This is a genomic window from Enterococcus plantarum (assembly GCF_001730295.1).
Classification (GTDB): Bacteria; Bacillota; Bacilli; order Lactobacillales; family Enterococcaceae; genus Enterococcus_L; species Enterococcus_L plantarum.
The window spans coordinates 123,313-133,138 of record NZ_MIKA01000049.1 but is presented as its reverse complement, the minus strand read 5'-3'; the positions used below and the strand labels follow the sequence as shown (position 1 = coordinate 133,138).

8 protein-coding genes are annotated in these 9,826 nt (G+C 36.1%); 3 read left to right on the top strand and 5 right to left on the bottom strand.

Annotated features, from left to right (window positions below; all coding sequences use genetic code 11):
• Positions 1-243: 243 nt before the first annotated feature.
• Positions 244-939 (bottom strand): GntR family transcriptional regulator, encoded by a 696-nt coding sequence (locus BCR22_RS14185; RefSeq protein ID WP_069655535.1) that lies wholly within the window; start codon positions 937-939, stop codon positions 244-246.
• 188 nt (positions 940-1,127) lie between these two features.
• On the opposite strand from BCR22_RS14185, the gene BCR22_RS14180 reads away from it, so the two are divergent.
• Both BCR22_RS14180 and BCR22_RS14175 read left to right on the top strand, forming a co-directional pair.
• Positions 1,128-3,014 carry a beta-glucoside-specific PTS transporter subunit IIABC gene (locus BCR22_RS14180; RefSeq protein ID WP_069655534.1) on the top strand — a complete coding sequence of 629 codons (1,887 nt, stop codon included), beginning with the start codon at positions 1,128-1,130 and terminating at the stop codon, positions 3,012-3,014.
• Positions 3,015-3,048: 34 nt separating this feature from the next.
• Complete coding sequence (locus BCR22_RS14175; protein WP_069641015.1) at positions 3,049-4,476, top strand: 6-phospho-beta-glucosidase; 1,428 nt, start codon at positions 3,049-3,051, stop codon at positions 4,474-4,476.
• Between the two features lie 477 nt (positions 4,477-4,953).
• Here the strand turns inward: BCR22_RS14175 and BCR22_RS14165 are convergent, their stop codons facing one another.
• From BCR22_RS14165 to BCR22_RS14150, 4 genes are all read right to left on the bottom strand, one after another.
• The gene (locus BCR22_RS14165) at positions 4,954-5,823 is read right to left on the bottom strand and encodes an IS3 family transposase (RefSeq protein ID WP_240485895.1); all 870 of its coding nucleotides are present in this window, start codon (positions 5,821-5,823) and stop codon (positions 4,954-4,956) included.
• 11 nt (positions 5,824-5,834) lie between these two features.
• Entirely contained in the window at positions 5,835-6,365 is a 531-nt protein-coding gene (locus BCR22_RS14160; RefSeq protein ID WP_069655531.1) for a helix-turn-helix domain-containing protein, read from the bottom strand.
• 78 nt (positions 6,366-6,443) lie between these two features.
• Positions 6,444-6,758 carry a DUF1827 family protein gene (locus BCR22_RS14155; protein ID WP_069641017.1) on the bottom strand — a complete coding sequence of 105 codons (315 nt, stop codon included), beginning with the start codon at positions 6,756-6,758 and terminating at the stop codon, positions 6,444-6,446.
• Positions 6,759-6,962: 204 nt separating this feature from the next.
• Positions 6,963-9,218, bottom strand: a complete 2,256-nt coding sequence (locus BCR22_RS14150; RefSeq protein WP_069655530.1) for an ATP-dependent Clp protease ATP-binding subunit — start codon at positions 9,216-9,218, stop codon at positions 6,963-6,965.
• A gap of 330 nt (positions 9,219-9,548) precedes the next feature.
• Here BCR22_RS14150 and BCR22_RS14145 point away from each other — a divergent pair, with 330 nt between their 5' ends.
• The gene (locus tag BCR22_RS14145) at positions 9,549-9,740 is read left to right on the top strand and encodes a hypothetical protein (RefSeq protein ID WP_069655529.1); all 192 of its coding nucleotides are present in this window, start codon (positions 9,549-9,551) and stop codon (positions 9,738-9,740) included.
• The last annotated feature ends 86 nt before the right edge of the window (positions 9,741-9,826 follow it).

The following is a 9,826-nucleotide window of genomic DNA, read 5'->3' as shown; positions in this document are numbered from 1 at the left end:
ATAGGACATCTTGATTTCCCCTTTTGATTGGTTTTCGTCGACTTAATTCTAAAGGATATCAGGGTGTCTTTTCTAGTATTTTGCATTAAAAAAGATGTCGGTGATTGTTCACCAACATCAGAAAGTATAGAGCCTTTTTTTGATGTTTTAAATGTTAGGAAAATTCAAGAGTTTTTTTGCCTTTTTTTAATTAGGATCTTGTTGCAGAATAATTCGTAAAATTTTGAGAGATATTCTGTTCACTTAGCCTTGTAAGAAGAATTGAGAGTGTTCATAATGATAGTAATTTTTGGCGAAATCAAAGGGATCGCCAGTATTTGTATAATATATTTCTTCTACTAATAGCACGGGGGAATCTTCTGGTAGTTCTAAATACCGGGAGATTTCCCCCTTTGTTTTATGAACACTTAAATATTTATCAGAAAAGCCTATATGAATATTTAAGGCTTTTTCTAAATAGTGGAATATTGAGTCCTCTGCAATCGATTCATTCAAAAAAGTGACAACACTCATTTTGTAATAAGATTCTTCTACACATAATATTTGTCCCCGAATCGATTGAACACGTTTTACTAGGTATACATCATCATCAAGCGTGCAATGCAAATTATTTGCCACTTCTTCCGTTGCTTTGACAATTGTCACGTTAATTACTTTTGAAACAACATCAAAATAAGTCAAGTCTCCTGAAAATCCTTGATTTTCTAACAAAGTGATATAGCCTTTGCGCTTTCTTCGGCGCACGAAAATACCGCTACCTTGAACTTGATAAATGACGCTACGTGATTCCAACACTTTTAATGTTTGTAAAATTGTATTTTTGCTAACCTGATATTCGGTGACTAATTCACTAACACTAGGTAATTTTGTTCCTTGAGGAAGATTTTCAGTTTGGATTTTAGATTCAATTTGTTGTGCGACTTCTTGATATTTCAGCATAAGTTCCTCCGATAAAGATTTTCTGATTTCAATAGATAAGTTAATTTTAAAAGGTTTTCTAGTTAAGTTTATCAGTAAAAGAATATTTGTAAATAAAAATAGTTATTGACAAATTGTTTGGTTACATTTATATTATACCCATACAATTAAAATGTAAATGTATAATTTATAAAAAAAGGGAGTTTTTAATGTTGAGCGGAAAAGTCAGGGATTATTCAAAATTAGCAAGTGATATTTTGACTATCGTAAAAGCGGATAATATTGTGAGTGTTGCTCGTTGTGCCACGCGTCTGCGACTTGTATTGAAAGCGAGTACACCTGAGATGAAAGAGCAATTATCTCAATTAACAGGTGTGATTACTGCGGTTGAGTCTGGTGGTCAAATGCAAATTGTAATCGGTACTCATGTTGGGGAGGTTTACGATGCGTTTATTAAGCTAGGAGAGTTGGAAAATCTATCAAGTGATGATGCGCCGAAAGGATCCATTTTAAATCGCCTTGTTGCGACAATGTCAGCTGTTTTTGCCCCGTTCATTTATGTTTTAGCGGCAGCAGGAATTTTACAAGGGATTTTGATTTTAGTGAATTTGGCATTTCCAACGTTTGCAGAAACAGGTACGTATCAAGTATTTAGTTTTATCTCTTGGGCTCCATTTACCTTTCTACCTATCTTTATTGCAGTAACAGCTTCTCGCCATTTTAAGTCAAATATGTATATAGCCATTGCCTGTTGTGCGGCATTAGTTTCGCCGACTTGGGCTGAGATGGCAGGTACGATTGCTTCAGGACAAGCAATTACTTTTTTTAACATTCCTTTATCTGAAACTGTTTATACATCTTCAGTTTTACCGCCACTGATTTTGGTTTGGCTCTTATCTTATTTGGAGCATTTTATTGAAAAAAGAATTCCAAGTGTAGTACGTTCATTGTTTGTACCATTGATCTGTCTAATCATTATGGTACCTTTAACTATTTTGATCATCGGACCGATTTCATCAGGTGCAGCAACAGCGATTGCAAATGGCTATAACTTCTTAGCGGAAAATGTGCCGTTTTTAGCAGCTGGAATTATTGGGAGTATCTGGCAAGTCATTGTAATTTTTGGGGTTCATTGGGGTGTTACGCCGATGGTTCTAGCTAACTTTGATTTGTATGGTCGGGACTCTTTCCAAGCATTTCAAACTATTGCTGTGATTGCGCAAGTCGGAGCTGCTTTAGCTGTTTTCTTAAAAACACGTAATAAAGAAATGAAAGGTGTTTCTTTATCAGCTTTTATCACTGGGATTTTTGGTATTACTGAGCCAGCTATTTACGGTGTCACTTTACGTTTGAAAAAACCGTTCATTTACGGTTGCATTTCTGGTGGTATCGGAGCCATTGTAGCTAGTTTCTTTAATCCGTATTACTATGCTTATGCAGGGTTACCGGGTGTCTTAACAACCGTTAATGCGATTAGTAAGGATAATCCAAGTTCGTTTATCGGGATTGTAATCGGATCATTAATTGCATTAGTAGGACCAGTTGTCCTAGCTCAGGTTTTTGGCACTGGTGAAACTAGAGCAGATGATCAAGAATTAACCCAGGAGCTAGCGACTGGAGAACCTATGATGACAGTAGATGGACCAAAAACTCCTATTTTAGCACCCTTAGCAGGGGACATTGTACCGTTGAGTCAAGTGCCAGATGAAGTGTTTGCTAGCGGTGTTATGGGCAATGGAGTTGCCATTGAACCGAGCGATAACAAAATTTATGCACCATTTTCGGGAACGGTTAGCGCTGTTTTTGATTCAAAACATGCTGTGGGCTTAACATCTAAGGAAGGTGTAGAGTTACTGATTCATGTTGGGTTGGACACAGTGAATATGCATGGTGAAGGCTTTGACTATTTTGTGAAACAGGATCAAGAAATTCAAGTCGGAGAGCTACTGTTAAGTTTTGACAGTGAAAAAATTCAAGCTGCAGGTTATGTAGCAACAACGATTGTTGTGGTACCGAATAGTAATGAACTAAAAGACATGTTAATTACAGAAAAGACTCATGTAGATCGAAACGATATAATTTTAGACTTTAACTAAATAAACACAATTAAACAATTGGAGGAATAAGAAAATGGTACAAAAAGATTTTTTATGGGGTGGCGCTTTAGCTGCCCATCAATTTGAAGGTGGTTGGGATGCTGGTGGTAAAGGCCCAAGCGTAATCGATGTAATGACTGCAGGAGAACATGGCGTTGCAAGAGAGATTACGTCAACAATTGAAGCGGATAAATTTTATCCAAATCAAGTTGCGATTGATTTTTATCATGAATATAAGAAAGATATTGCACTGTTTGCAGAAATGGGTTTGAAGTGTTTACGTACCTCGATTGCGTGGACGCGGATTTTTCCTAAAGGTGATGAAGCTAAACCGAATGAAGCGGGATTGAAATTTTATGATGATGTTTTTGATGAATTGCTAAAAAACGGCATTGAGCCAGTCATTACATTATCTCACTTTGAAATGCCTTTACATTTAGCGCGTGAATACGGTGGTTTTCGCAATCGTCAAGTGATTGATTTTTTTGCTAAGTTTGCCAAAGTAGTGTTTGAACGGTACCAAGACAAAGTGAAATACTGGATGACGTTTAACGAAATCAATAATCAAATGGATGTTAATAATCCGATTTTCTTATGGACGAATTCAGGTGTTTTGGTTGAAGAAGGCGAAAATGCTAAAGAAGTGATGTATCAAGTGGCTCACAACGAACTAGTTGCCAGTGCTAAAGCTGTGATGATCGGGAAAGAAATTAATCCGGCGTTTCAAATTGGCTGTATGGTTTCTCATGTGCCTATCTATCCTTATTCATGTAATCCAGCCGATATTATGGCAGCTGAAGAAGCGAATCGTCAAAGGTTTTTCTTTGCTGATGTACATGTTCGCGGAAAATATCCAAACTATGCGTTAAAAGAGTTTGAACGGGAAGGATACAATATAGACATACGTTTAGAAGATTTAGCCGTTTTGAAAGCTGGAACAGTCGATTATGTTGGATTTAGCTACTATATGTCGACAGTAGTAAAAGCAGATGCTAGAAATGATGTCGACAATAATATCGTCAATGGTGGACTTGCTAATGGTGTTGAAAACCCGCATATCCAATCAACTGATTGGGGTTGGGCGATTGATCCAGAAGGACTACGTTTTACATTGAATCGTTTATATGATCGTTATCAACTACCTTTATTTATCGTAGAAAATGGGTTTGGTGCAATTGACGAGTTGGAAAACGGAAAAGTACATGACGAAACTAGAATTGAGTATTTAAGCAAACATATTGAGGCGTTAGAAAAAGCAGTTGATTATGATGGTGTAGAACTTTTAGGTTATACGCCTTGGGGAATTATTGATTTAGTTTCATTTACAACTGGAGAAATGAAAAAGCGCTATGGAATGATTTATGTAGATCGTGATAATGCAGGAAACGGTACAATGCAGCGCTATAAAAAAGATTCTTTTGCTTGGTATCGCCAAGTTATCGAAAATAATGGATTAAAATAGGTAGTTTTAATCCATTATTGTGAGAGAGACACCTTGAATCTCCTTTTGTACTAGGTTTTGGTGACTTAGTATCAAAGAGAGTCAGGGTGTTTTTTGGGATGGGATAAAAAGCATATCTAGGTAATTTAAAAAGGCTCTTTGTCAAGTATTTTTGGTGGAAAAGAACTTTTTATTTTGTACAAAAACTAACTAATTGAAGAGTTGCAGATTAGAATTGTGGTTTTTGGGGAAAATAAATCAATTGTTTGGTAGAAATACAAAAAAAGATTTTGGAATAAAGCAAATGAAAGGAGTCTGGGACATAACTTTACGAGTTATATCTCAGACTCAAAAAATCCGTATAAACGGTGGGAGCAGAAGAAATCCCTTCGGAAATAAGCCGAAATTCATAAAAATTTGAAGAGCAATTTTCGTGAATTCCTTCTTATTTCTCGGGATTAAACACTCCTGATGTGCGCCCTAAAAGTTGTACGTAGATTAACCTGTCATTCGACTGGTATGAATTCGGTATTGAACCGGACTCATACCAGTCAATTTTGCTTTTATCCGATGATGATTGTAATAATCAATATAATTTGTAACTGCTCGGTTTAATTCCTCAAAGCTAGAAAAACTACGGCCATAATACATTTCTTGTTTCATTAGACCAAAGAAATTTTCCATTAATGCATTGTCCAAACAATTTCCTTTTCGTGACATACTCTGGTATAACTTTGCTTGCTTCAATTGTCTAACATACTGTTGATTTTGGTAATGCCACCCTTGATCGGAATGGATTGTTGTTCGAAAGTTGGTCTTTTTACTTTCTTTAATGGCTGTTTTTAAAGGAATCAATACACAATCCAACGTTGGTTTTTGCTGAAATTGATAGGCAATGATTTCTCCATTAAAACCATCAAGAAAAGGACTGAGATAGGCTTTTCTTTTTAGTTTAATTCCTTCGGAATTTCGTTCAGTATAGTGAAATTCTGAAATATCTGTAAAGATTTTTTGTTTTGGCATCGTGCTAAAAAAGCGACGATTCACCTTGTTCTTTGCCAAGGTTCCCACTAAACCTTTGTAAGATCGATATCTTCTTGAACGACGAGTAAAGCTTATACATACTAAGTTATATTTCTTCATAATTCGTCTGATTTTCTTATGATTAATTTGATAGCCCATATTCACTAAAGCCAGTTTGATTCGACGATAGCCATAATTGCGATCATTCTCTTCAAAAATTGTTTGAATCAATTTCTCTATGTGAGTCATTTTTTCTTCGCTCATTATCTGTTTTTTCCAGTAATTGAAGGTAGAACGCGGTAGCTTAATCGCTTGTAATACATGATCTTGACGATACTTTCCAATAAGTTCTATGGCTATTCTGGTTTGAACTCGTCTTTTCGCTTCGCCATAATAGTTTGTTGGAAAGTCCGTAGCTTTTTTAAATACTCAACCTCGATTCGTAAACGTTCATTCTCACGCTCTAATTCCTTTTCACGAGATAGTTTGCTTGTTTTTTGCTGTTTTTTTGTTGGTTTGTTCATCCTTTTTTTGGGTCTCCCTTTTTGATTGGACAGAGCCGTTTGACCACCAGCGATGTATTTCCTTTGCCAACGAGAAATCATCGACCCATTAGGCAGCTTGAATTGTCTTGCTGCTTCACCGAAAGAAGCACCTGTCGTTTCTATAAAGTGTAATACATCTCGCTTAAATTCACTAGTATATTTTGTCAGTGAACGGTGTCTTTTGAGCCCTTCTTTCCCAAATAATTGATAGGAGTGTTTCCAATTGTAAATTAAGGCATTTGATGGGAGTCCGTATTTTTTGGCCAAGGCTCGTCCGCCCAGCGGGCCTTCTAGGTACTCTTTCACTAGCTTTAATTTGAATTCTACCTCATAATAACTCATAAAAAATAACCTCCAAAAATTGTATTTTTCACGTACAACTTTTGGGGGTCACATCATCCTGTCCCAACCTCCTTTTGTTTAATTCTCCACAAGTGCGGAAGAGATTGGGATCGAAATTTCTATGACATCTTTTAACTCAATGATTGAAATTTGATCGTGGTCATATTTATCCTTAGGAATCCTTTTTAATAGATACTTTAGAATTTCATTGATTTCCGTTTTTCGAACAGCACGTTTTTTGTTCACAATCAATATTTCGGCATGTTGGGTAGCTTCTGTATAAACGACGGTCGTATTACCCGCTGAATAAACTTTAACAAAGTATGCATCGGTATTTTCTAGTTGTTTATTGACTAACCGTTTATAACTATTAGTTACGTTGACTAGTTTCATGTTTTTCACCTCATTTGATTCTTTATTTTTGATTTTGATAATAAAAAACAGAATATTCACAGCTCAAAAAAGCTGAAATAGTCTTTTTCAAATTTGATATAATCCTTATTCATCTTAATTATAAAATTTTTTGGCTTAAATAAAAAGAAATTTGTCTTAAAAAGCACAAAAAAGTCAATCAGTTTGCCTGATTGACTTCACTTTTTATTCTGTTTCAGTAGTTTCTGTGCTGATATCACTAGGATCTGATGTTATCTCACCTGTCACAATGATCTTACCATCATCGTCTAGTTTAGCTAGCAATTGATGCTCTTCAGGATGGTCTAAGAAGTATTCGGCGATACCATCTTCGATTTGTTCTTGGATCGTGCGACGTAATGGGCGAGCGCCCATTGCAGGATCGTAGCCTAGATCTACAAGTTTTTCTTTCACATCTATTGGGACATCAATGTGAATTTTTTGATGAGCAAGTAAGTCGTTGACATCATCTAACATGAGGCTAACGATGTTCATCAAGTTTTCTTTACTCAAAGCTTTAAACTCAATGATCCCATCAAAACGGTTCAAGAATTCAGGTGTAAAGAAATTATTCAACTGTCCTAAAACAGATTTTGTAAGTCCCGCGCGTGCAGCACCAAAACCGACATTAGCTTCTACATTACCAGTTCCTGCATTACTTGTCATGATAATGATCGTATCTTTGAAGCTGACTGTTCTGCCTTGTGCATCGGTTAAACGGCCATCATCAAGGATTTGTAAGAACATATGCAATACATCTGGATGTGCTTTTTCGATTTCATCTAATAAAATCAAGCTGTATGGATTACGACGAACTTTTTCAGTTAATTGCCCCGCTTCATCGTAACCGACATAACCAGGAGGTGAACCGATCAATTTAGAGACACTATGTTTTTCCATGTATTCACTCATATCAAAACGAATCATTGAATCTTCTGAACCAAATAATTCGTAAGTTAATTGTTTCGCCAATTCTGTTTTACCGACACCAGTTGGTCCAACGAATAAGAAAGAACCGATAGGGCGATTTTGCTTGCCTAGACCAACACGATTACGGCGAATAGCTTTAGAAACTTTATCGACTGCATCATCTTGACCAACAACGCTAGCTTTTAAATCGACCGCCAAGTTTTTCAATTGTGTTTGTTCTTTTTCTTTTAAATCACCGACAGGAATACCTGTTTTTTGTTCTACGATCGCTTCAATATTTTTTTCATCAATCACAGGTGTTTCTTCATCACTGATTTGCTTTTCTTTCATTGTCTGTAATTTATTGATTTGATCGCGATAGTACGCAGCTTTCTCAAAATCTTCTTCAGCAGAGGCTTGTTGTTTTTGTTGTTCTGCATCTGCGAGTTTCTTCTCAATCGTTTTAGGATCGACGATTTGGATCGTTAAGTTCATTTTAGAACCAGATTCATCTAATAAATCAATGGCTTTATCAGGTAGGAAACGGTCTTGAATGTAACGATTTGATAAAGTTGCAGCAGCTTTAATGGCTTCATCCGTGTATTTCACATGGTGATAATCTTCATAACGTTTTTGTAATCCTTGCAAAATAGCAATCGTCTCGTCTACCGTTGGTTCATCGACACGGACAGGTTGCATTCGGCGTTCTAACGCAGCATCTTTTTCAATAATGCGGTACTCATTCAAAGTAGTTGCACCAACCATTTGTAATTCACCACGAGCGAGCGCTGGTTTTAGAATATTGCCGGCGTCCATGTTGCCATCACCAGCAGCACCTGCGCCAACGATTTCATGAACTTCATCTATAAATAAGATGACATTTTCAGCTTGTTTGATTTCATCGATCAACTTTTGCATGCGTTCTTCAAATTGACCTCGAATCCCTGTACCTTGGACTAAAGAAACGACATCTAAACGGATAACTTCTTTGTCCAATAATTTTTGTGGCACATCGCCATCGACGATTTTTTGTGCCAAACCTTCAACAACGGCTGTTTTACCAACACCAGGTTCTCCAATCAGAACAGGATTATTTTTTGTTCGACGATTTAAGATTTCAATCACACGTTTGATTTCTTCATCACGTCCGACAACAGGATCAACGTCTCCGTTTCTAGCAGCTTGCGTGATGTTGATACCATATTCACCTAATAAACCATCGGACTGTCCAACACCTCCACGAGGTGGCTGACCGCCGTTAAAACCATTCCCATCACCAAACTGAGTTGGGGGAGTTTGCCCATTAGGATTCCCTTGTTGTTCTTGCATTTGACGAGAGAGTGAGCGGTATAAATCATCTAAACTTCCAAAACCAAATGGATCTTGTTGAGACATTGTTGGTTGATTATCGTTTGCTTTTGTTTTTAATTTTTGATAGCAACTTTGGCAGTAGTCTAATTGTTTTCTTTGACCATTAACATTTGCATATAAGTGGATCGTTGCTGGATTTTGTTGACAATTTTGACAAATCATAGGATAAAACACGTCCTTTCAAGATAAGACTAATTTTAATTCAAAGTCCTTATAAGTAAGGTCAAAAAACAGTTGACCATTTTTGACCTTTGAGATTATTATAGCATCTTTTTGGCAGGAATCAAGCAATTGAACTCTGGTTTAAGCCAATAAATAGAGAGAAAAACTCATATTACTTTGAATGTTCATTACCTACATTGTAAATTATTAAGTCTTAGTAAAACTATATACGTTTATTTATACAGAAAATGAGAATAATTTAGACAATTATCTATTTTTATCATACAATAACTTTAGTCGAAAAATAAAAGTGAAAGCTGTGATCAATCCATGTATGAAAATCCATTTGAAGAACAAATCAACGCATTAAAGGAAGGAACTATTTCTGAACTGGTTATAGAACCAAAAGACTTTACAACCTTTAGGGAAGTTTGGAAAAATTTGCCGGATCGAATGTCAATTGTTGGAGAAGCCGGATTAAATGGACGAATTATATATCATTATATGAAAGAAGAAGATTAATCGATCCTTTCATTTGATAAAAAATAGGTTAAAAGTGTTGTAACTACTCACAAAAAATGGTAATCTTAAAAATTGAAAGGGTATTA